Raw genomic sequence first — 24400 nt, forward strand, 5'->3', positions numbered from 1 at the left:
TACCCCTCTAAATCTTAGAGAACATGATACAACAAGAACGCTGACATACCCCATCAACCGTACTTATCCCATACACAGTCTTATTCAGACTCATAAGTCATCATGAGAGATTCATTCTCCATTTTAAACTCTCAATTTTTCACTTTCAATTAATTCGCGCCAATTGTAAAAACAATCTGTGCACTATATGAAGCAGCAGGAACAGTTACGGAAACACCCGCTATCTGTAACTGTACACTGATAGCCGAAAAATTTACACTGTTACCAAGCCCCAAAACTCCGGTAAAGTTTATCGTGAAAAATGAAGCGGCAGTGGCCAGTGGTATTTCTGTATAAGTAGTTCCGCCATTAATAGTGGCGGTACAGAGAACACAGATTCCATTGATTGTGGTACTCCCTCCAGCTCTTTTGGCATAGAGGTGTAGATTGCTGTTCCATGTAGTAGCATTATAATGCGTACTTACTCTGGCAGCACCGCTCGAAAGAAGATTTAGAAAAGAACCCGGTAGATTTCCGGATAAAATGATAACATTACTTGCACTTTGATAAGTCCCTGTATAATTATCTCCTGCTTCTGTAATGGCAGGTACACTTACAGCCCAGGTACTTCCGGCAGGAGTGATAGTTTGTGCTCTTACATATATGCTAATTAGTAAGGGAATGAGATATAGGTATATTTTTAAGAGCGTTTCTCTGAGGAAGTGACTGTAAATCTTCATTTTTTTCAGTTTTTATTCTGTGATGGTATAAGTAACTAAAATAGAAGTATTGGTTCTATTTGCTAAAAGGGCATAACTACTAGGAACTAATGAAATGGTAAGCCTATGGCCATTGCTGGTCCCATTGCCCGTGTAAGCACCTCCTATACCGCTGATAATAGTAACTGGTGTAGTGGTAAGAGTAACCTGAGCTGAGGGTGTTCCCAACGTTCCTCCCCCTGCTCCGGAAGCAGCTGCAGCCTGTAGTGTGATATTTAATCCAGCAATGACAGTGTTTACGGATGCCGTTATTCTTCTGGTCAGCCCTCCCGAAGCTATTGCGGAACTGTAATTAATCCATTTTGTAGTATTGGGAGTTGGATTAACTAAGGCATTACCAGCTTCTGTAGGGGCCGTAAAATTTAATGTAATATTTCCTGAGGGCTCAATATCCATTAAGGTTACGATGGGTAAAGTTAGCGTAACATTACCCGCCTGAGAATATATTGAACAGGATAAATGAACGCAGGCTATTAATACTATGGAACGGATTAAACTCATTTCTTCTTTTTTATTTCGTTATATCCTACTTTTAAGGATTCCTGTTGGTATTTGATTTCTATCTGCTGCTTGACAACATGGATACTTAATTTTTTTGTTTCCGCAGGCTGTAAAGTAAACTGGAACTTATCTGTTGAGATTTTGTAACGCTTATCAAGACCATTTCGGTAAACTTTAACGGTCCAGTCACCGGGCCGGAGATAAGTAAAATCAAAATCTTCACCTATAAAGCATATTTTACGGTAAGTCTGATCATTGCTTACCGCTTCTACAATGATACTTTCTTTTTTCGCTTTTTCTTTTCTATGCAACAATTCTGAAACATCTGTCTGATTCCTTTCTTCAGTTTTTGCAAATTGAATATTTCCTTTTATATCAGCGGCGGTAGTTAATCCAAAATTGAAGATGTTTTCTTTATTTATGAGAGAAAGAGCAGTAGGAAATGCCAATGTCGGGATATCATTAATATCTGTGGTTGACCGGTCTATTTCCAGAAAATAATTACCGGGAGTTACATTTTTAAACAGATAATTCCCCTCTTTATCCGTTACAGACAGATAGCTTCCCAGCATTAGCCTTATCCCGTCTGTTTTTTTAATTCCAAGATTCCGAATATTGCCTGATAAAGTAATATATTCAGCTACTTTCTGTACCGGGACATTAGGACGCCAGGTATAGCGCATTGAAAATATAAAATCTTTGTTTCCTATTTCTCCTCTTTGTAAAGAATATCTTCCGGAAAGATCAAGATCATTTCCCGGAAATAACTGTTGATGAAACAGAAGTTCAAATAAATTCCTGTCTCTGAAATATTCCTCAGGCATATAATTATTCTGATAAAAAAGGCTCAGATTAGTCTTGTCCGAAAATCTGCTGAATATTCTCGCTCCATAATACAGGTTTTTCTGATTTTGCAGCTGATACCTTGAAGTGATCGCATAGCTTCCGAATACATTAAATGAAGTTCTGAATTTTTGAAATGAAAGATTAGCAGAATAAAGACTGGAGTTCCCACTAAATTGGGTAAGATAGTTGTCTGTTTTACCAAACTGCCCGTCAAGATTGATCTGAAATACTCCGATCTGCTGGTTAATACTGATTTTGAGATACCGCTCATAATAGTCAAACTGTCGGGGCTCTAAGCGATCCTGATATTTTTGATAACCGTTATTGAGTGTAATAAAACCATTAAGATGGTATTTGTATTGTAGCCCATACTGAAAGTATTTTCTGTAAGGTGCGGCAAGTAATAGAGTGTCCCTTTGGAAATTTCGGGCATCCTGCATATAATTGGCAAAGACACTGATTTTTTTCGTGATATTATAATAGATGTTACCGTTAAAAGTATTGGTATTGGTAAAGTATCCTGCAAAGTCAGGACTTGCTTTCATATACATTAAATTTCCATTGAACTTTTGAAAGATAGCTTCAGCCTGTACTATATAAGCCGTTCCTTCTGTTTTTTTTGTAGCACTGTAGGAAAATTCTCCAGAAAGATTAATATTTCTTGAAATCTTGAATTTACCTTTAGCATAGGGAAGATGAGCATCTGAATCTAATCTTACATCTCCGTAATTAATTTCTTCTTTTCTTGGAGTTTTGTACAGATATCCAACAGAAATTTCTGATTCTTTTCTGATCTTGAAAGCTGAATAAATATTAATTTCATCTTTAATATCCCTGAAAAATCTGGGATGATTGTAAAATCCACCCAGGCTCACTTTATTAAAATTATAACGGATTTCTGCTCCGCGGCCATATCTTGCGAATTCCGTTAAGTAGGAAGAGGAATATGTTTTATCACCAAGATGTACAAAAAGATTGTCCCGTTTATAGTTGACGAAATATTCTTCGTACTGAGTGAATGAATTCAATTCTACAGGATTGTGTGTGGCGGCATGAAATTCAATCTGATTTTTATTTTCTTTATCCAAAGTTCCCTTACCATAAATCTCACCCTGGAATCCATCATGATAAACCCCCATATTCTTCATTCCAATGAAAGATAATGATGCTGAAACAGGAATTCTGTGATAGATATCGTTTTCCGATGGTTTCACTGATATAATCTGAGTACTTGCATAGAGATCCTGATTTTCTTTGGGATTGTCCTTACTATATACCGAAAGATTTAGATTTTGAAATTCATTTTGCCTGATTTCAGGATTGGTTACTTTATGTATCGTAATTATTTTGGATTCATTAGGGCCTAAAACAATTGATGCATCCTGATCAAGAGCAGCATTCTTACTTTCCAGAGTAAGATTTTCCGTGACATTGCCATTATTTTTTAAGAGAAATGAAGAATGGATGGTTTCTCCGGCTCTTACAAACTCAGGGGAGTCTAATTTGGTAAGTAATAATTTTCTGTTTCCGGAAACGGTTACTTTTGAGATTTTTGAAAAAGACATGCCGTTATAACGGTCAGTAATATGTAATGTGACTGAGTAATCCCCCTGTGCAGTTTCTGCCGCAACCCTCAAGGGAACCAGATATACTGAAGTTTCCTGAGGGGAAATCTGGAATTCTCCCTTTGCTAAAATAGGTGTAATATTGAGGGTCGAAGTAGTAACTACAATGTCATAGACTTTGTTTTCTGATGAGATATTTTCCAATGGAAATGGAACAGAAGTAGACATTCCCGGCATTAGGCTATCTTTTTTACTGATCAATCGGTGTGACTGATTCTGAGAAAAAGTAAATACCGGGAATAAGAGGATAATAAATAATAATGTCCAGGTTCTAATCATTTTTTACTTCTAGTTCCACATTGAGCGCAAAAGCATTCTCTTCTTCGTCTGTGGCCATTATAGTAGCCTTATATTTATCCGGTGGTACTTTACTGATATCAATATAAAATGTTTTGGAGGTAGAAGGCAGCAATCCCATCGTTATACTGGAATAATTTCCAATTTTTTCTCCTGTTTTACGGTTATAGATCTCAATAGTAGCCGTAGGTTTGCAATAAAGATTTCCGTTGTTGGATATTGCAATTTTTGCAGTTTGTTTTCCTTCTTCTTTTTCTACTTTTACACTTTCGAACTTAAGCTCCGGTTTAGCATTTTCGCCTTCATAATCTGTAATGACCTGAATGGCATAGCGTATTATAGAAGTGATGCTCACTCCCGGTTTATTATCGCTGGGTTTGATATCTTCTACAGGTTCCACAATAATTACGCTCCAGTAGCTGCCAGGATTTGCAACCTGATCGGGAACCGTAATTTCATAGAATACTTCTGTTTTTTCTTTACCTTTCAGGGTGACTAAATTCGTGTTGAATTTAATCCAATTTCCATTAGTTCTTTTATTGGTTTGCAGTGCAGTGTACTGGGTCATTCCATCAGCATTATAACTAAAGTCCTGTAAAAATAATTTTACACTTTGAGGATTATTACTGGTATTTTCAATCGCAACTTTTCCTTTATAAACTTTTCCGTTTTCTACCTTGTAGGAATGCGTAAGCCCGTTGAGAATCACAATGCCGGCATGTAAAAAGCTGAACTGCAAAATCAGGGTGATCAAGAGAAGAATACGCTTTATCATCATGTAAAGTTTGTCATTAAATTATAGGTAATACAAAAACAGGAAGAAACTGGTATGCAATTTCTCCTTGTTTTTTAAAGGGCAGAATAGAATTTTATTTAAATTCTAATTGTCTGATATTGTATAGGTAACTGTTGCTACTGTAGTGGCTGTTGCCTGTAAGTCTGCATAAGCTGCTACTCCTCCAGGGCCGCTTCCTGCTGCAAGAGCATAGGTAAGATTATGCCCGTTATTGGCACCATTTCCTGTGTAAGCACTTCCAATACCGGAAATAATGGTCTGGTCAGCCGCACTTAAAGTTAATAACCCAGCAGATGATCCCAATGTACCAGCTCCGGATCCGGTGGCTGCAGCAGCAGTTACATGGATATCTACTCCAGGAATGATGGCATTTACTTTTACAGTCACATTACGTGTAGGATCTGCAACAGATTTGATGGAAGAATAATTAAGCCATAATGTAGTATTAGCTGCTGCCGGAAGAAGAGGATTCCCTGCTTCTGTTGGAGCGGTGAAGCCTAGTGTGATGTTTTTTGTAGCAGAAGGTTCAATATCTACTAAAGCGACTTCAGGGATAGAAATCGTAATCGTATGATTATCCGTATTGGTATCCTGAGCGCTTAAACTTGCGGATACAGCAACTGCAAATAATGACATTGCAATTGTTAATTTTAGTTTTTTCATGATGCTGAGAATTAGTTAAGTGAATATAACAAAATTCAGCTTACTGTGAAAAAAATATATTATATTTTTTATATTGTTGTTTATTTGTTTAAAGTAATGCAATATAGTTGAGATATATTTCACTATTGGCTATTGAAAAACCTGTACAGGTAGGTACGGGTTTTTCAAAATAACTCTAATTTTTTTCTATGCCCAGTGAGGGTCAGAAACAGAAACTTTTCCAGTTTCTATTCTTCCTGCAAAATGCCATAGCCGGTCTTCGTGAGTGATTTTAAAATCATACCACCCTTTATTTTTGCTAAGATCAAGAAATATTTTATCTTCTGGCTTTTGTGATGATATAGTCCTGTTAGTTTTACCATACAGATCTTCCAGGCTGATAGAAATATTTTTCTTTTTGTTGTTTCTAATGATCAGTTCTACCTGATTTTTTGAGGTCATATTCTCTAAAATCATCTCTATTTCTGGTGAAATACTTCCCTGGAATTTCCTGAAAAAGCCATTGGGACCAAAAACTTCGTAATCATATGCTCCCGAATGTACCGCATGTGTTAGTTCCTGTCTGGAATATAGAGCATAAGAAAAATGATAATTGCTATTGCTGAATTGAGTTCTGTCATAAACCAGTAAAGGAACTCCATTCTCTTTCAGATTCACCATTTTTATTTTTCCAGCTTCTAAATTCACATGGAAATGATATGGTAATGGATTGGAAGGCTTCAACCCTCGTTCCTGAATCTCAAGCAAATCGTCATTAAGCTCGCTTTCAGAATACCATTTCAAATCAGGGACCGGTTTATTTTTAGCGGCGTTAATGGTTTTAGCATACTCTTTCTGATTCAGATAATCCATCTGAGGGGCAGCTACATTTGATGAGTTGAATGCTGATGTAAGATCTCCGCATATTGCCCTTCTCCAGTCACTGATGTTGTCAATATGAACATCTTTTTTGAATTTTTTCATGATGAATTTCTCCAGAAACTGCAATACGGAAGTATGATCTGAAACTTCAGAATTTACGAAACCTCCTTTCGTCCAAGGAGAAGCGATGATCATTGGAACTCTGTATCCAAGACCTACTGTTCCTTCTACTTTTTCATAATCTTTTAAAGAAGGATTAGACATATATTCCTGCGATCTGTCGACATACTCCACACCGTCTTTTCCGTTCATATCAACCGGTTGGCTTGGATTAATGGGCGGTGCAAATGGAAGCACGTGATCAAAATATCCGTCGTTTTCATCGTAATTGATGATGAATATTGTTTTTTTCCAGGTCTCAGGATCCTTGGTCAGAATATTTAAAACCTCTGAAATATACCATGCTCCATACCAAGGTGATCCTGGATGATCAGAAAAATGTTCAGGGGCAACCAGCCATGATACCAATGGAAGTTTTTTCTCATCTACATCTTTACGGAACTGAAACAGAACATCTCCTTTAGGTACAACCAGTCTTTCTCCGTTTTCATCCTTTCCAATCTCCAGATTCCAGTAATCAGGATCATTAGAGTTTGTAGTGAAAGCTTTTTCGTGAAGGTTTTTCTCCTCTTTTGATAGTTTTGAATAATTATCCGGGTGATATTTTACCTGATCTTCCTGCAATTCGGAAATGAGGGTTTCCAGTCTTTCTTTCTGTTTAGGATTTTTTTCAATTTCCTGTTTAAGGTAGGTAATGATATTGGGAATATTTTCAAAATATCCTTTTGAAAACTTTACATTATATTTTGAAAACCATTCAATTGGGTTATCTGTAAAATTACTTAGCCACGCCTCCTGTTCTCCGGACATTCCTTTTGGAAGGCTTACTTCGTTCTGATAAATCCTCCATGAGACATTCTGCTGCTCCAAAATTTCAGGGAAACTTTTCCATTTGGCTTGTCTGGCTTTGTCGTAATCAATATTTTCATTCACTACATTGGCCCTTGCCTTCCCGTTTTGCTGCTCTCTTAAGGTTCCGGACCAGAGGAACAATCTGTTCGGAGTAGTTCCGGTAAGTGAAGAGCAGAAATACTGATCGAATATCGTAAAAGCGTCGGCAAGCTGGTAATAAAAAGGGAGATCTTCCCGGTTATAATATCCTAACGTCAATGGGATATTTTTATAATCTTTATTTCCCGAAGCTTTTGCCTGAAGCCACTGATCATATTTTCCTTTATTGAGAGCATGCTGCTGATTTTCCCAGGAATGAGGAAGTGAACTCATCCATGTTGCTTTGGTATTTCTCAGATCCAGACGGGCTGGAGCAGCATATTTTCCAGAGTTTTCCTTCTGAAAGAATACGGAATGTCCGTCTTGCTTTACAAAAGCTCTTTTATCCAAAAAGCCACGAACCCCCTTAAGGGCTCCAAATGCATGATCAAATGAACGGTTCTCCTGCATCAGGATTACGACATGTTCTGCATCATAAAAAGTAGACTGGGCTGCCGGGTCGATTGCTAAAGCTTTTAAAATAGAAGGGTGCAGAACACTTGAAGTTCCCAATCCTGCTAATAAAATACTTGATTTTTCTAAAAATTCTCTTCTGTTCATGTTCAATCGTAATAAGAAAGAAACCGCAAGTTAATAGGATTTTCCTGCGGTTTCTTTGTTTGTGTATAAAAATAATCAGATTTCTACTGTAACCACCACGGTTTAGAGTTAATATTATCATTCCCTCCATACTGGCTTGCTAGAGCAGCTTTCAAATTACTGCTGTTATAATTATATTCCGACTGTGGATATCTGAATCGGAACGGTGCAGCCACTCCTGCCTTTAAAGGGTAATTAGGATATCCGGTTCTCAGATAATCATAATAAGAGGTCCACTGTGCCTGATGGAACATGGTCATATATTTTTGGGTCATGATTTTTTCCAATTGTACCTGTAACGGATCAGCATTATTATAAACCACCAAAGGGGTTGCCAGATACTGGTTTACATCAAAACCTGAGAAATATTGTCCCGGATTTTTCACATAGGTCTGATAAAAATTGAAACTTCCTTTGATAGCATTATCATAATGTGTTTTTGCAGATCCGGAAATCCATCCTCTGGCAGCAGCTTCGGCTAAAATGAATTCTAATTCGGGATAGCTCAGTACAGACGAAGGCTCATTAGTAGGGTCTTTATAAAAACGATCGTTTACCTTAGAAATGTTTTTTGCTGTGATCAATGCCGCATTGTCAGAATAAGGAGAGGTAGGGTTTCCACCGTTGTATGCTGTAAAATCGGTAATTGCTTTTCCGGCTTCTTTAGCTCCTGTAGTCTGTGCTGCAAAGGTGAACAAACGGGGATCATGCCTGTCCTTGAACATATTAATGAAATAATCTGCCATATATAAGCTGGAACCATATCCACTGTTGTTGAACATACTATACCTGCTGTCTGCTGCATCTGCAAATTTAAGTTCACCATTATCTGCAATGGAAGACATTAAAGGCTGGCTTCCCGCTATTGATGCAAATTCTGTGGCAATATTGTAATTTCCTACAGTCGTTTTTTTAGATAAGGTAATCAAAATTTTCAGTCGGAACGAATTGATCAGTTTTTTCCACTTTGAAGCATCTCCGTTGTAGATAATATCGCCTTCAATTTTATCATTGGTATTAATAAGATCATTCGCTTCTTTTAATTCTGATAAAATTCCGGACATGACAGCATCCTGACTGTCATACTTGGGCTGGGTAATTCCGGCTTCGCCCTTTGCTGCTTCAGAATAAGGAATGCTGCCTACCTTTAAGCTGATATTAAAGAAATGATAAGCTCTGAAGAACTTTCCAATGGCAACATAATTTTTATTATTTCTTTTTTCGGCCTCCTGCATCATTTTTACCGTATTCAGGAGTCCTTTTGTATAAATTTCAAACGATGCATCATTCCATTTCATATACTGATAGGCATTTTCGCCATCAGTACCAATCATCATTCTTGACGCATACATATTATCACCATTCACCTGGAAAGTGTATTTTGAAACGTAGGTAAGAAGATAGGTAGGATCTACACTTGAAGGGTCATTAGGATTCTCATTGATTGTATCTAAGTTGGATTTACAGGAAGTTAATGCTAATACTCCTGCAAGCATCAGAGATTTGATAGTAAGCCATCTGGCTGATTTATCTGCCTTATTTATATTGTTTTTCATTGTAATACCGTACTTTTTAGTTAAAACTTAAGATTGAATCCGATTCCGAACCATCTGCTGGAAGGATCCTGAATATCGTTGCTGACATCTCCGTCTCTTCCTGATCTGATTTGAAAGTCAGGATCAGAATAAAGATTTTTTGACTTTTTCCACATTGCCAAATTATAGGCAGAGATGTTGGCTGTGAAACCTTTTATCATTCCTTTTGGATTCAGTAATGAAGAAAAATCATACTCCAGAACTACAGACCTTAGCTTAATGAAAGTCCTGTCGAAAACGTTAGCAAATTCCTTACTTTCACTTTCCGTTACTCTTGCCTGATAAGGGTAGTTCTGAGCCCAGTCCTGGAAGCTTATTGCCTGTGTATGCGGAGTATAAAGACCTGTAGTTGGATTGTAGTTTACACCATCCGGTACAAAGAAGTACTTCCCGGGATTGGCATATTCAAGATCTCTGTAAGCAATTGAATTAGGATGTTTGCCTCCCCACCACATTTTTTCAACGACCTGCGACCTCATGACACCGCCGATACTACCGTCAATTCCAATATTTAAAGAGAACTTTTTATATTTAAAGTTGTTGTTGAATCCAAACGTCCAATCCGGGTTGAAATGCCCTAAGTTGCTTGGAGCATTCGCTCTTGTTGGCATCCCTGATTTGGCATCCAGAATTACTTTTCCGTCCGGAGATTTTTGCCAGGTATAATCATAGTAGCTGTCCATTCTTTCACCCAGCTTAATATTCTTATAATTGGGCATATTGTCGTAAATAGAAGTTAGCTTTTGCTCATAAGTACTCCAGTTGATTAAAGTTTTCCATGTGAAATCAGCTGTTTTTACGGGAACCAACCCCAGAGAGATTTCAAACCCTTTGGTTGTATATTCATTGCCATTTACATACTGAGAGGTAAAGCCTGATGATTCAGCAGCAGGGAACTCCAGGATGTTGTTATAATCCAATGTTCTGAAATAAGTAGCATCTAATGTAATTCTGTTGTTCAGGAAACCTGCACTTAATCCCAGTTCATAAGATTTTGTCTGCTCAGGCTTCAAAGAATTTTCTACATTGAGTATAGTAGGATAGTAATAAGTGGGATTACCATTGAAAGTGATTCCTTTGTTGTTCAGATAATAATTTCTGATAGAATACGGCTGAAAATCATAGGCTACTTTTGCCCATGAAGCAGAAAGCTTCAGCATATTAATAGCTTCCGGCATTTTTACCAGATTGGAAATTACTGCACTGATGGATGCTGAAGGGTAGAAGTAAGACCTGTTGGCTTTTGGCAGCGTAGAAGACCAGTCGTTACGGCCTGAAATATTAATAAAGAACGCATTATACAATCCGATGTCGATTGTTGAATAAGCACTGTAGATTAGCTTTTCTTTCAGGTATTTATACTTTTTAAGTGCTCCTATAGAGTTTTCAAACGTATATAATTCCGGAATTTTCAATCCGTCTGTGGAAGTTTCATTCGTATTATTTTTATAGTAGAATGTTGACCCTCCGGCATTGATGGTGAAATCGAAATTATCAGATATTTTTTTCTTGTAAGTGGCTAAGACATCATAATTGAGGTTCCAGGTTTTATCATCTTTTAAAATATATCCTCCACTTCTTGGCGCATTGTAATTGAAATAAGAATAAGGACTGAATATTTCTCCCTTGCTGTGATTTTCAACAATAGATACTTTACCTTTTACCGAAAGATCTTTAGTGGCTTTATATTCTAATCCTGTTTGAGCATTGATGATATTGGTTCTGTTCTGATTTTTATAATATTCAGCCCCGAACCAAGGGTTGTTATACCAGGCATAATTCCAGTTGGCCTGTGCTCTTCCTTCCTTTCCGGGAATCCACATATGATTCTTAAGAGCCTTTCCGTCTACATCACCTCCCATCCAGATAAGAATGGTATACATATGTCCGCTGGGATTATAATCATAATTGGGAACATTAGGTGTAAAAGCCTGATTGAAATTGAATTTTGTATTAAAAATCAATTTATCCCCAAGATGATTTTCAGCGGAGAAATTGATTCCATATTTCTGCAGATATGAATTGGGAACTCTGTCATCATAATTCATGAAGTTCCCTGATAAACGATAGGTGTCTTTATTGTCCCTGTAGCTGATTGCAAAATTATTATTGTTGATTACTGCAGGCTTTAAAAAGGTACTTAAGTTATCGTGATATTTCCAGTCAATAGGAACTCTTTCATACCTTGATTTATCATCATACTGAGTGCCTGCCACGGCTCCATACCAAGGGACTACCTGTCCGGTCGTTTTATCTCTGATAGGGCTGTTCCATTGAGCGATTTTTAGTCCGGGAACAAATTTTGGCCCCCAGATCATATCTCCATCATTTACTCCACCGTCAGCTCCGTCCCAGAATTCGTACTTCCCGTGAGATCCGTTTCCGTACTCTGTCTGGGTTTTTGGAAGATTGGTAAACCCAGCCGTAATCATTGTATTTTGAGAGAATTCTACAGAGAAACCTTTCTTTTTGGCACTTTTAGTGGTGATCAGAATAGCTCCGTAGCGACCTCTTGAACCATATAAAGCAGAAGCTGTAGCCCCTTTCAGTACGTTGATGTTTTCAATATTGTTGGGATCTAAATTTTGAAAAACTTCCTTTTCAACAATGACACCATCAATTACAAAAATCACGTTGGAATTTCCTCTCAATGTAAATTGGGGGGCCTGCTGCATCCCTGTTGGATTAGATACACTAAGACCCGCAACCTGCCCTGAGAATAGATTTCCTATACTTGGAGTAGTAATGGTTTCAAACTGTTTCGTTCCTACTTCCTGAGTAGAATATCCAATTTTCTCCTTCTTCTTGGCAATTCCTAAAGCAGTAATTACAACACCCTCAATCTGCTTTTCATTAGCTTTTCTTAAAACAACCGAATATTGTTTTTTTGAAGAAACCTCAACAGTATAAACAGAAAAATCCGGAGCAAAAAATTCAAGAATATCTTTAGGATTGGCAGAAATAGTGAAATTACCATTATTATCCGTAGTAGCGGTCTTTCCTGTGTTTTTATCAGTAATGCTGACACCGGAAACACTTGAGCCGTTTTCAGATTTTACATTTCCGGAAATATTAATCTCCTGGGCAGTAAAATAAAGAGGAAGTAAAAAAACGGCAAAAGTAGCTAGTGTTTTCTTCATTTTTTTTGAAGGCAAATTTAGCGGTGTATTATTACCAGTATTTTAATACTGTATTACAATAAAAATACGATTTTAATATTCTTTAACAGATATAATTAATATAATGGTAAACTGGTAAACGTCTGTTATATCAGGGTTTTTGCTTTATTATACATATTAATAATAGTAATGAAAAAAGGATAAAGAAGTAGATGAAAAGTTAGAAGTCTTTTCTCGTACTAATTTAATTTTTAGAACCTGCTTAAGATTCCCCAGTGAATCTTGATATCATTAAACTTAAACGGATTTCCAAACTCATTACCATTCGAAAGCTGGAAACTCATTAAGCCTATAGGAATAAAGAAATTGAATCCAAGCCCGACGCTGTAGAGCTTTGGCTTGAGATTCAGCGATTTGTTGTTGAGCTGCCCGTACTGTCCAAAGACGTCAAAAAAGGCCTGATTGCCAATTAAATACCGGTATTCTAAACTTCCATAATAATAAAAATCGGCGGCAAGAGAGTTTTCATTGAATCCCCGTAAGGAATTCCATCCTCCGAACCGGAATAATTCATTGGTGGAAAATTCCATTTTAGAATCCATCATCCGGCCTTCGCCTTTTATATTGAGGAAATGATTTCCGGAGATATGATAATTGTGCTCACCATAAAAGTAAAACTGATTCTGGGTTGCTTTGATATTATCTTTGGTATAGGTGGTCGTTAAGAAATCGTATCCGGCAGTGATCTTTGTTTTATACAGAAAAAGATCAATATCTGTAGGCTCAGTCATTTCATACCAGACCCCGATCCCTTGTTTGTTGTAATCTTTTCCCTGAACGTATAATGTATCAATAATAGTAGATGACTCTAAAGTTCCTCTTATACCGATTTTATTGCGGTTGTTAAGATGGTAATAAAACGCAGGAAGGAATTTTACATTAGCAAAAGTAGAATCCTGTCTGTAGATATTGACCTTGCTATTCATCCCTACATTGGACTTAAAAAGATAAGGAATATCTACCTGCAGGTCAAAAGTCTGCCCTTTATCCGGATTCCGCTGCCAGTATAGATTAACCGTTTCAAAACCATTGAACATATTTCTGAAATTGACGTTCATGGTCCCATTTAAAGTGAATTTGGAGGATTTATCATTTCCAAAGCCAATAACTCCGTCAAAAGTATTGGTTTTTTTCTTTTCCAAAAATAAGTAAATATTCGTGGAATCCTTGGTAAATAGCGTCTGTGGCTGCCGTTCCAGTGTTAAGAAAGGATGACTCTGAAAATTCTTGTTGATAGATAGAAGATTTTTTTCATCATAATTCTTTCCTTTAAATTCCTTTTCCAGATTTTTGATGAATCTTCTTGGAACCTTTTCATATCCTTTTACAACAAAACCGTCGATCGTTCTTTTATCATTCTTATTAATATCAAGCTCCACGATAGGGAATCCATTTTTCTGCCCTTTATATTTAGACTTGATTCTGCTGAAGGAATATCCGTCTTCAATATAAATTTTGTTAATGCTCTTCTTAGTAGAATCTAAATTTTTAGTAAAAAAATCTTTCCGGATATTTAATTTCTGAACAAGAGAGTCCGAGAGGTCAACATACGTTTCATTAAAATTCTTGCCTTTATCGTAGAAAATTTCGGTACTGTCACCTTTTATTTTTACATTTTTCAGCTGTGTGAAGAAGTAATTATTCTGAGCCAGAGAGTCCAGGAATTTTACTGCGGAGACAGAATCTTTTACTTTTTTTCTAACTTTAGTTTCTGTATCAATCAGCCAATAATGCTTCTTCTGCGCTTGTGTAAAAACGCAGAACATTACAAAAAATATTTTAAGGAATAATTTCAATGCTCAATTTGCTTAAACCACTAAGATCATTTTAGAATTAATCGAGTTAAAATGAATCATTCTTATTTTAAAAAAGTTCATCTTAATAATTCTTAACTGCTTATTACTTTCTAATGGTTCAAAAAATACAATAATTAAATAACTGTTTATAAAACTGAAACTAGTCCAGTTTATTATATTTCTTCATTAAATTTTCATAAGTTCCCTGGGGAAGTATCCATTTCAGAGGAACACCAATTTTTTGCCCGAATTTACCAAAATAATAATGAGCTTTCCATTTATTTTTTCCTAAAAGCTTTTCAATGTATTCTGCTACTTCCAGTGGTTCTGTTCCTTCATTCACATGGGAATTCATCAGGGCATACACTTTGTCAAAGATATTTTTATACGGCTGAGAAACCTGAGTAATTACTCTGTTGTCGGCAATATTGGTTTTGATATCTCCCAAATGAAGTGAGCATACATCAATATTCCATGGATAAACCTCATATCTCATGGCTTCCGTTACCTTGTCCAGAGCAGATTTTGAAGCAGAATAGAATCCTCGGAAAGGGAGTCCCATTTCACTTCCGATACTGGATACATTGATGATTTTTCCGAATTTATTTTCACGCATTTTAGGAAGTACTGCACTCATCATTTGAACAGGTCCTATAAGATTCAGATTGAAAAGTTTTGAGATTTCCTCTTTTGTAGAATCTTCTACAGCGCCTACCATTCCCATACCTGCATTATTGATCAGTACATCAATTCTGGTTTCTGTTTTTAGCACCTCAGCAATAGCATTCCGAACAGCATTGTTGTTGGTAACATCCGTCGGGATCGATTGAAAATACTGACTTTCTGTATGTTTCCGGCTTAGTCCATATACTTTGTGTCCTTTTTTACCGAAATATTCGGCCAGTGCAAATCCGATTCCTGATGAGGTTCCTGTGATGATAATGGTCATTTAATTCGTATGATTTTAATTTCAGCAAATGTAAAAAAAGAATAATGAACTCAGCTATAGATCATATCCGAAAATAGATCATGATTTTCTAAAATAGGTCAGAAATATCTATGATAATTCATCAGTTGTGGAAAAATATTATATTTGACAAGCTAAAAACAAAATGCTTATGAAGGAAAAAAATATTTTACGGCTTGTGCTGTTGATTGCTTTATCCGTATTCTTGCAATCCTGCAGAACCAATGATGAATATATATCTTCCAAAGATGAAGAATATTATTCCAACAAATTCCAGGTATTTAGCCGCCCTGCTGCTAGTGGGAAAGTAGATTACCCTAATGGTTTTGCTTTTCTTTTTAAGGAATATGATCGGATTCATAATTCTGATTTTACCGGACTAAAACTTTCTGAAAGTAATTTTACACTGCAGAAAAGTAGTGTTGCATTGAAGTATGTTGACTTCAGTATATCCTCCCAGCCTATAAAGCTAGATGATGGACAGATATGGGTGTATTTTCCTATTGTAGAAAATAGAAACGTTACAGGTATCATAGTAGGAGCTCTTCGTAATGCGGAAACTTTTGTAACATTTGGAACGCTTACTCAAAACGAAGAATACAATCAAATGGTTTTAGAGAGGTTTCGTTCTGCTTATATTAACAAAACAGCTTATGGTTCGCGTGGGGGAGTAGATGAAGATACTGGACCTTGCGGAGGAAGTGCGGGAGATCCATGTGACATTGGAGAAATTAATATTCCACCACCACGGGGGCCCTACTTACCTAGTTTCGAAGTAGGAATATATCCCGGACAAGGTGGCGGTGGAGGAAATACACCACCGCCAACCGGAGGGTGTTCTATGTTCCAGAATTGTGGTGGAAATCCTCCAGAACCAAAAGATCCCTGCCAAAAAGCCTCTGAAAGTAATACTAAAGCTAAAGAACTAATAAATAAAGCTAAAGTTGCAGCCGCAAAAGGAGAGATCACAGGTACTTTAAGTACAGATACTAATGAAAAATCTTTTTCATATGGAAAAGATTCTAATGGAAATTATGATACTACGCCAATTAAAACATCTACAGCAGGAAATCAGGTAGGAGTCCAGGCTAATAATCCTAATCTGTCCATCGAAGGAGGAGTTCATACTCATACAGTAGATTTGTATAACTGTTTTTCTGCAGGTGATATTTATTCGCTTCAGGGGGCGAATGCTATTAATTCAAATTTCACAACTTTTTTTGTTTTTGCAAACGGTGGGATAGGTTATGCTTTAACAATTATTGATCCTGTAAAATATGCCAATTTTGTAGCAAATTATTCTGCAGGTAGTAATCTTGATATGTCAACCTCACATTGGCAGACTACTTCCCCTATATATGTAAGCTTTGAAAGTGCAATGACACAGTTTATCAATCAAGGATATTCTCAAGATGATGCACTGGCTAATGGAATGGCATTCGTTTTATCTAAATATGATGTGGGAGCTACTTTAAGTCAGGCTGATTCTTCAGGAAACTTTAGTTCTATATTTGTGGAAGAGAATAAAAATAATATAAACGTAAACGGAGTTCCATTATCAATAAGTACTTATAAGCAGACACCGGATTGTAATTTAAAATAAATGAAATATGAAAAACAATAAAATGATAACTGTATTTATATTATTACTGGGAAATATTTTGATCAATGCTCAGTTGGATACTTTAAACTATTTAAAACAGTTTGAAGCAAGTAAAGCAAACTATATTAATAAACCTTTTTCAACACTTTTAAATGATATGACTTTGATACAGCCTAAAACAGCTTGGTCATTTTCAATGGGTAGAAAAAAAACAATATCTGCTGACTCAAGATTTAAATTTGCAAATAAAGAAATGGGATTTAATAATGCAATTACACTATTAATCAAATGGGTAGATCCAATTGAAAGAAATGCCACAGAATATTATGAAAAGAAGAATAATTTTTATTTTACCAATGATGAGCGAGTTTTCTATGGAGGTAAGATCATAAAAGATATAATTGTCTATAGATAAAATTACTTTTTCTTGATCCATCTTAATAAACATTATTACATTCAAAATAGCCTCTGAAAAATCAGAGGTTATTTTTTTAGTGCTTCTTTTTACCTAGTTAAACTTAAAAGAAACTTAATATTCCTCATGCTGAAGATGATAAATGGAATGATTACTTTATTTGTTTATAGTGTTGGTAATAAGATTATTATGATTTCGCTCTTGGGTAGAGTGATTTAAAAAGCCTAAAATTTCTTAATAAAAACATAAGGAAATCTTAATGAATAGAGGGGAAGTGCTGGTCTAATTTTGCATCTAATTAAAAAGGATGTCATGAATGTATTTAAAATCCCTGTCTCAGTAACTTATTTAACGGGTAGGGTATTACTTATTGGTGCAATATCTGCTTCGCCGATGTTCCTGTCTCAAAAAAAAGACAGCTTAAAGGAAAAAAACATCGATGAGGTTGTCGTTATAGGATACGGAACCCAGAAGAAAAGTAAAGTATCCGGTGCTGTTGCAGAGGCGTCGCTGGATAAGCTTAGTTCAAGATCTTTATCTGGAGTAGGAGAAGTGCTTCAGGGAAAAGCAGCCGGAGTGACGGTAGTGAATGAAGGGGGAGATCCTAATGGCTCGCCTAAAGTGAATATCCGTGGCTTGGGAGGAGTGAACGGAGAAACTCCTCTTTATGTGGTGGATGGAGTGGTTTTTAACGGAACTCCTGCCATTAATCCTAATGATATTCAGGATATTTCTGTGCTTAAAGATGCTGCTGCTGCCATTTACGGAGCAAGATCTTCCGGCGGAGTAATCCTTATTACCACAAAAAGAGGTAAAAAAGGGAGTCTGACCATTGATTTTGATGTTAAATACGGAACCAATCAGGCATGGAGGCTGAGAGAATCTCTAAATGCAGCAGAATTCCAGGACGTGATGCGCCAGGCATATACTAATGCAGGAAAACTCAATAGTCTTCCACTAGCTTTCAATTCCGACAAATATGCTGATGGTGGAATCACCAGAACAGATTGGATGAAAGAAATTTTCCGTACAGGAACCATCCAGGAATATAATGTAAACCTTAGTGGAGGAAGCGAAAAATCCAGATTCTTTGTAGGTATGAATCACAGAAATCTTGAGGGGATCTTATTGAACACTCAGGCAAAAAGATATAATTTCAGGGTAAACTCTGAACATAAAGTGAAAGACTGGCTGACATTCGGGGAGAATATGTATTATAATTTCTCCGAGGGGAATACAGCCAACACAAAGAACGGTTATACAGGAGCTTTGGTTGCCGCGATGTATTATCCACCCAATGTTCCGGTATATACCTCCACGGGAGCTTTTTCCGGATTACCAATTGATGTGGCAGGAGGGTATGGAGATATGATCAATCCAGTTGCTTATCTTAAAAGGATCAGCATTCAAAATCCAACACATGAGATTTTGATCAACCCTTATGTAGAAATTGCTTTAGCTAAAGATTTAAAATTCCGTTCTAATTTTTCCCAGACATTTAAGATCGGAAATGTTAAAGAATTTACTCCCAGAGTATTGGAGATCGGGAAAATATTTGATACCAATAGTCTGGAATATCAATCTAATAATATATCCACTTCTCTTGCCGAGCAGCTTCTTACTTATAAGTTAACAACAGGTAAGCATAATTTTGATTTTCTTGCAGGTTTTACTTTTCAGAAAACAACTGAAGATGGATTCAGGGCAAAAGCTTTTGATTTTAGAAGTGAAGCAGAAGCTTTCAGGTATCTTCAGAATGCTGCAGATACCAATAAGGAAGTATACAGTTACAAATACAGGCAGTCTCTGATATCTTATCTGGCAAGAGTCAACTATGACTATGCAGGGAAATATATGATCAGTTTGCTGGGAAGAAGAGATGGTACCTCTTTGGTATCTAAACAAAATCAGTTTGCGAATTATTATTCCATTTCTGGAGGATGGGTGGTTTCCAAAGAAAACTTTATGAACGATATTTCCTGGCTTTCCAATCTGAAATTAAGAGGAAGTTACGGTATTTTAGGAAATTTGGGAGGTGTTTCTTATCAGGCTGTTAACCCTTTAATGATACGTGATAATAATATTATTTTCGGACAGGACCCGTCACAGAATATTGCTTATTATGCCACGACAAAATCAAATCAGGATCTAAAATGGGGTAAATCGGAGCAGACTAACTTTGGAGTGGATGCTTCATTCTTACGGAACAGCCTATCACTTCAGTTTGATTATTTTGTTAAAAACTCTACAGATCAGATCTTCAATGTTAACCTTTCAAGTACAACCGCTTACGTTGATCAATATGTGAATGCTGGGTTATTTCAGGATAAAGGATTTGAATTAGGAATCAATTATAACAGTAAAAGAACAGGTGATTTTACCTATTCAATAGGCGCTACTTTTAGTCAACTAAAAAATACGGCGAAGCAATTGGCGGGTGTAGATGAGATCTTTATCAACAGTAATAACGTGAGAGGAGTATTGAAACCTACCCGCATAAAAGTAGGAGAATCTCTCTATTCTTATTATGGCTACAGAACTGACGGAATTTTCCAGACCCAGGCAGAAATTGATAATTACAAGGATGCCAACGGTAACCTTATTCAGCCCAATGCTAAACCGGGGGATATTAAATTTCTGAAGAAAGATGGAAATACAGGAGTATTGAATAACAATGATTTTGTAAACCTTGGAAATCCATATCCTAAATTTTCTTACGGACTATCCTACAATATGACATGGAAGAACTTTGATCTTAATGTTTTCTTCCAGGGGGTATATGGAAACAAAATATTTAATGGATTAAAATTTATTTCATTAAACCCAGGGGGAACAGGGCAAAATTATAACATGGACAGGGATATCCTGAATGCATGGACTCCTCAGAATACCAATACCAATATTCCAAGAGTGGTACAAGGTGATCCAAGTGGTAATTATTCCAAAGTTTCGGATTTCTATGTGGAAGACGGGTCTTATCTAAGACTGAAGAACCTTACAGTAGGATATTCATTACCTCATGAGCTTTACAAAAAACTTGATGTAAATAAAATAAGAGTGTATGTAACGAGCAATAACCTGTTTACCATTACCAAATATACAGGCTTTGATCCTGAAGTAGGAATGGAAACCTATGGAGTTGATACCGGAAGATATCCTCAGGCGCGCTCATTTATTTTCGGACTGGAAGTCGGTTTTTAATCTAAAACAAATCTAAAAAGTAAAAAGATGAAATTTTTCAATACAATAATTGTAATAACGGGGCTATCCGCATCATTACTCTCGTGTACCAATGAATTGAATATAGAACCTGAAGGAACTCCAACAGAAGCCAACTTCTGGAAAACTGAAAACGATTTGGTTACCGGAGCTAACGCTATGTATAAGCCGCTTTCCGACAGTGAATTTTATGGCAGAGGTTTTTTCTGGTTTATCAATGCCAGTGATGATATGGTAACAGGAAGATCGAAAAGCGAAGCGGATAATGTGAAGAATTTTAGCAGCAATTATATCGCAGCAGGTGATCTGGAAACTCAATGGAATAAGAGATATACAGTGATTGGAGTTGCAAACCGTGTTATTCGTAATGTTAATAATATTCAGGCTTCACAGGCGGTTAAAAATAAGTATTTGGGAGAAGCTTTATTTATGAGCAGCAGAATGTACTTTGAGCTGGCATACAGTTATGGAAATGAAAAGGCAGGTATTCCTATTCTAGACCGTACCAAAGAACCAGAAAGCAACCCAATTCCCAGAGCTGCCAATGTAATGGAAAACTACAATTACATTGTCAATGACCTGAAAAAAGCAGCCGAATTATTGCCAAGCCAGGCAGAACTTCCGGCTAAAGACTACGGAAGACCTCATAAAGCAGCGGCATGGGCACTTTTATCAAAAGTATATCTGTTTATGAAAGATTGGCAAAATGCAGCATACTGGGCGAATGAAGTAATGACCAAAGGAAACAGAACCCTTTTGAACAATTATTCAGATGTTTTCAAAGCTGAAAATAATTATAGTACAGAATATATCTGGTCCATTCCAAGTACGCCAAAATTTAATTCAGTGGGAAGCATTCTTCCGGGAGTAATGTTAGAAAATAAAGGATGGGGAGAATATAACGGCTGGGGATATTTTCAGCCTACCAAAGAGTTGTATGACGAGTATGAAGCCGGAGACCTTAGAAGAGGAGCAACCGTTCTTAAACTAGGAGATAAATTTACTTTTAACGGAACAGAAAGAACATATGCATCTTCTAACTCTCTCACAGGATATCAGTTTAATAAATACATGGATGCGTTCAAATATACCTTGAATAGTGGCCATGTAAGTGCTAATGGAGACTATCCTTGTACAGATCTTGCCGTTCCGATTATGCGTTATGCTGAGGTTATCCTTATCAGGGCAGAAGCTCTGTTGATGTCAGGCGGAAATGCAGACGCAGAAATTAACCTCATTAGAAAACGTGCAGGGCTAGCTTCCAAAACCGGATGTACAATGGCTGATCTGAAGCATGAAAGACGCTGCGAATTAGCAGGTGAATGGGCAGACAGACACAGAGATCTTGTACGTTGGGGAGACGCTCAGGCAGCCTATGCTCAGCCTTTACACGGGATAGACGGAAAAATAGTATGGCCAGCAAGAAACTTCAATCCTGCAATTCATAACGTTTGGGCAGTTCCACAGGCAGAAATCGTTAATAGCTATGGGGTAATTAAGCAAAACGAAGGTTGGTAAAATTTTAATCTTAAATAGTATTCACTATGTCATTGCAGAAATATCTGTGATGATATGGTTTTTTAAACAGGTCTTATGAAATTATCAAAAATATTGGGATTGCTGGCTTTGGCAGTCTTTTCCGAAAATCAGGCACAGAATTATTTGAATTATAATGTAGGGAATGCACATTCCCATAATGATTATATGCAGGAAATCCCTTTTTGGCAGGCTTATTATGCGAACTTTGGATCCATTGAAGCAGATGTTTTCCTGGTTAAAGGCAAACTTTGGGTAGCCCACACAGAAAAAGAACTTTCCGCAGACAGAACACTTGAAAATCTTTATCTGGACAATATTTCAAAGCAGATAAAACTCAATAAAGGGAATATTTATCCTGACGCAAATAAAAAATTACAATTGCTAATCGATATCAAGCAGGATTATAAAACAACCTTGAATGCATTGGTGAGTATATTGAAGAAATATCCTGAAATTACTGGCAATCCAGGGGTGAAAATTGTTATTACAGGAGGAAGACCTCAGCCAGGTGATTTTAAAAATTATCCGAATTATCTTTACTTTGACGGAGACCTTGATAAAAGCTATTCTTCGGATCAGTTAAAGAGAGTCGGAATGTTCAGTGCTGATCTTCCCGGGCTCGTAAAGTGGAACGGAAAAGGCATTCCAAGAGATGAAGAAACAGAAAAGATAAAAGGAGCAGTAGAGAAAGCACATACCCAGCAAAAGCCGATGAGGTTTTACGGAGCTCCAGATTTTCCTAATGCCTGGGTGAATCTTATGGATATGGGAGTGGATTACATCAATACCGATCATATTCCGGATCTTAAAAAATTCATGAACACGATTCCTAAGAACTTTTACAAAAATACAAAGGAGCACGCTACCTATACTCCAACTTATAAAACAGACGGAATCAGTAAAAAGGTGAAAAATGTAATTCTTCTCATTCCGGACGGGACTTCTCTGCCGCAATATTATGCCGCCTTTACGGCAAACAAAGGAAAGCTGAATGTATTTAATATGAAAGCAACCGGTTTGTCCAAAACCAATTCATCCAATGCTTACATTACAGATTCAGCACCGGGATCTACCGCTTTTGCGACGGGAGTAAAAACCAAAAATACATTTGTAGGGGTAGACAATTTGGGAAAAGCACTGGCACAGATCCCTGATATTATCTCTGATAAAGGTATGGTTTCAGGGCTTATTTCTACCGGAGATGTCACAGATGCTACACCCGCTGACTTTTATGCTCATTCTGATAATAGAAACAGCTCCGAACCTATTCTGAAAGATTTTGTTACCTCTAAAACAAAAATTCTGATCGGTGGGCCTACAAGCGGATTGTCCCAGGAAAACCTTCAAAAATTTAAAGAGGCAAAAATTGATTTGTATCAGGATCTGAAAGCGGTAACCAAAATAAACAACCGGACATTGGTGATTGACCCATTGGCTTCACAAAGAATAACTCACGGGAGAGGAAACTGGCTTGCCGATGCATTTGATCTTACCTTAAATGATTTAAAGAATAATAAAAAAGGATTCTTCATGATGGTTGAAGCTTCTCAGACAGATGGGGGCGGGCATAGCAATAATATTGAGCAGCTTGTTACTGAACTGCTGGATTTTGATCATATCGTTGGAAAAGCAATGAAATTTGCAGATGAAAATAAAGAAACATTAGTGATTGTGGTAGGAGATCATGAAACCGGAGGGCTTACCCTTCTCGATGGAAGCCTTAAAGAAGGCTGGGTGTTTGGGAACTTCAGTACCAATGATCACACTTCTATTCCATCCAGTGTTTTTGCTTATGGTCCTAATTCCAAACAGTTCACAGGACTTTTTGAAAATACTGAAATCTTCAATAAAATACTGGCGGCTTACGGTATTCAGAAATAACTTTTAATTCTTTTACTAAGAAGGCTGTTTCATTTTTGGAGCAGCCTTTTTTATCTCCTAAAGATTTTCCTGCCATTATGTGTTTACTTTGCTTCATCTGCAAGAAGGTAAGAAGGAAATGATAACCTGATGGTAAAAAAAAGGCTGCC

General features: G+C 36.8%; 15 protein-coding genes. 5 read left to right on the top strand and 10 right to left on the bottom strand.

Annotated elements, in window-relative coordinates:
• Positions 1 to 149: 149 nt before the first annotated feature.
• From AC27VX_RS19190 to AC27VX_RS19235, 10 genes are all read right to left on the bottom strand, one after another.
• Positions 150 to 719: a hypothetical protein gene (locus tag AC27VX_RS19190; RefSeq protein ID WP_236856338.1), complete on the bottom strand. Its 570-nt coding sequence runs from the start codon at positions 717 to 719 to the stop codon at positions 150 to 152.
• A 12-nt stretch (positions 720 to 731) separates the two neighbouring features.
• Entirely contained in the window at positions 732 to 1259 is a 528-nt protein-coding gene (locus tag AC27VX_RS19195; protein WP_488697365.1) for a hypothetical protein, read from the bottom strand.
• Entirely contained in the window at positions 1256 to 4009 is a 2754-nt protein-coding gene (locus AC27VX_RS19200) for a COG1470 family protein (RefSeq protein WP_488697366.1), read from the bottom strand. The genes AC27VX_RS19195 and AC27VX_RS19200 overlap by 4 nt, the downstream gene beginning before the upstream one ends.
• Positions 4002 to 4802, bottom strand: a complete 801-nt coding sequence (locus tag AC27VX_RS19205; RefSeq protein WP_488697367.1) for a WxL protein host-binding domain-containing protein — start codon at positions 4800 to 4802, stop codon at positions 4002 to 4004. Before AC27VX_RS19205 ends, AC27VX_RS19200 begins: the two co-directional genes overlap by 8 nt.
• A 105-nt stretch (positions 4803 to 4907) precedes the next feature.
• Positions 4908 to 5486, bottom strand: coding sequence for a hypothetical protein (locus AC27VX_RS19210; protein WP_236856334.1), 579 nt, complete (start codon positions 5484 to 5486; stop codon positions 4908 to 4910).
• Between the two features lie 186 nt (positions 5487 to 5672).
• Entirely contained in the window at positions 5673 to 8018 is a 2346-nt protein-coding gene (locus AC27VX_RS19215; RefSeq protein WP_488697369.1) for a phosphocholine-specific phospholipase C, read from the bottom strand.
• A gap of 83 nt (positions 8019 to 8101) precedes the next feature.
• Positions 8102 to 9613, bottom strand: a complete 1512-nt coding sequence (locus tag AC27VX_RS19220; RefSeq protein ID WP_236856332.1) for a SusD/RagB family nutrient-binding outer membrane lipoprotein — start codon at positions 9611 to 9613, stop codon at positions 8102 to 8104.
• Positions 9614 to 9633: 20 nt separating this feature from the next.
• On the bottom strand, positions 9634 to 12792 hold the full coding sequence (locus AC27VX_RS19225) for a SusC/RagA family TonB-linked outer membrane protein (protein ID WP_488697370.1): 3159 nt from the start codon (positions 12790 to 12792) through the stop codon (positions 9634 to 9636).
• 230 nt (positions 12793 to 13022) lie between these two features.
• Positions 13023 to 14597, bottom strand: coding sequence for a BamA/TamA family outer membrane protein (locus AC27VX_RS19230; RefSeq protein WP_300685301.1), 1575 nt, complete (start codon positions 14595 to 14597; stop codon positions 13023 to 13025).
• 190 nt (positions 14598 to 14787) lie between these two features.
• Positions 14788 to 15576, bottom strand: a complete 789-nt coding sequence (locus tag AC27VX_RS19235; protein WP_488697371.1) for an SDR family oxidoreductase — start codon at positions 15574 to 15576, stop codon at positions 14788 to 14790.
• A 169-nt stretch (positions 15577 to 15745) separates the two neighbouring features.
• Here AC27VX_RS19235 and AC27VX_RS19240 point away from each other — a divergent pair, with 169 nt between their 5' ends.
• The 5 genes from AC27VX_RS19240 (at position 15746) to AC27VX_RS19260 (ending at position 24251) form a co-directional block, all read left to right on the top strand.
• A complete protein-coding gene (locus AC27VX_RS19240) occupies positions 15746 to 17197 on the top strand; it encodes a hypothetical protein (RefSeq protein ID WP_488697373.1) in 1452 nt (483 codons plus the stop codon).
• 7 nt (positions 17198 to 17204) lie between these two features.
• On the top strand, positions 17205 to 17612 hold the full coding sequence (locus tag AC27VX_RS19245; protein WP_488697375.1) for a hypothetical protein: 408 nt from the start codon (positions 17205 to 17207) through the stop codon (positions 17610 to 17612).
• Positions 17613 to 17924: 312 nt separating this feature from the next.
• Positions 17925 to 20813, top strand: coding sequence for a SusC/RagA family TonB-linked outer membrane protein (locus AC27VX_RS19250; RefSeq protein WP_488697377.1), 2889 nt, complete (start codon positions 17925 to 17927; stop codon positions 20811 to 20813).
• Positions 20814 to 20840: 27 nt separating this feature from the next.
• Positions 20841 to 22349 (top strand): RagB/SusD family nutrient uptake outer membrane protein, encoded by a 1509-nt coding sequence (locus AC27VX_RS19255; protein ID WP_236856325.1) that lies wholly within the window; start codon positions 20841 to 20843, stop codon positions 22347 to 22349.
• A gap of 75 nt (positions 22350 to 22424) precedes the next feature.
• The gene (locus tag AC27VX_RS19260; RefSeq protein ID WP_488697379.1) at positions 22425 to 24251 is read left to right on the top strand and encodes an alkaline phosphatase; all 1827 of its coding nucleotides are present in this window, start codon (positions 22425 to 22427) and stop codon (positions 24249 to 24251) included.
• Positions 24252 to 24400 lie beyond the last annotated feature (149 nt).

This window comes from Chryseobacterium sp. 14P4.3.2, from assembly GCF_057799275.1.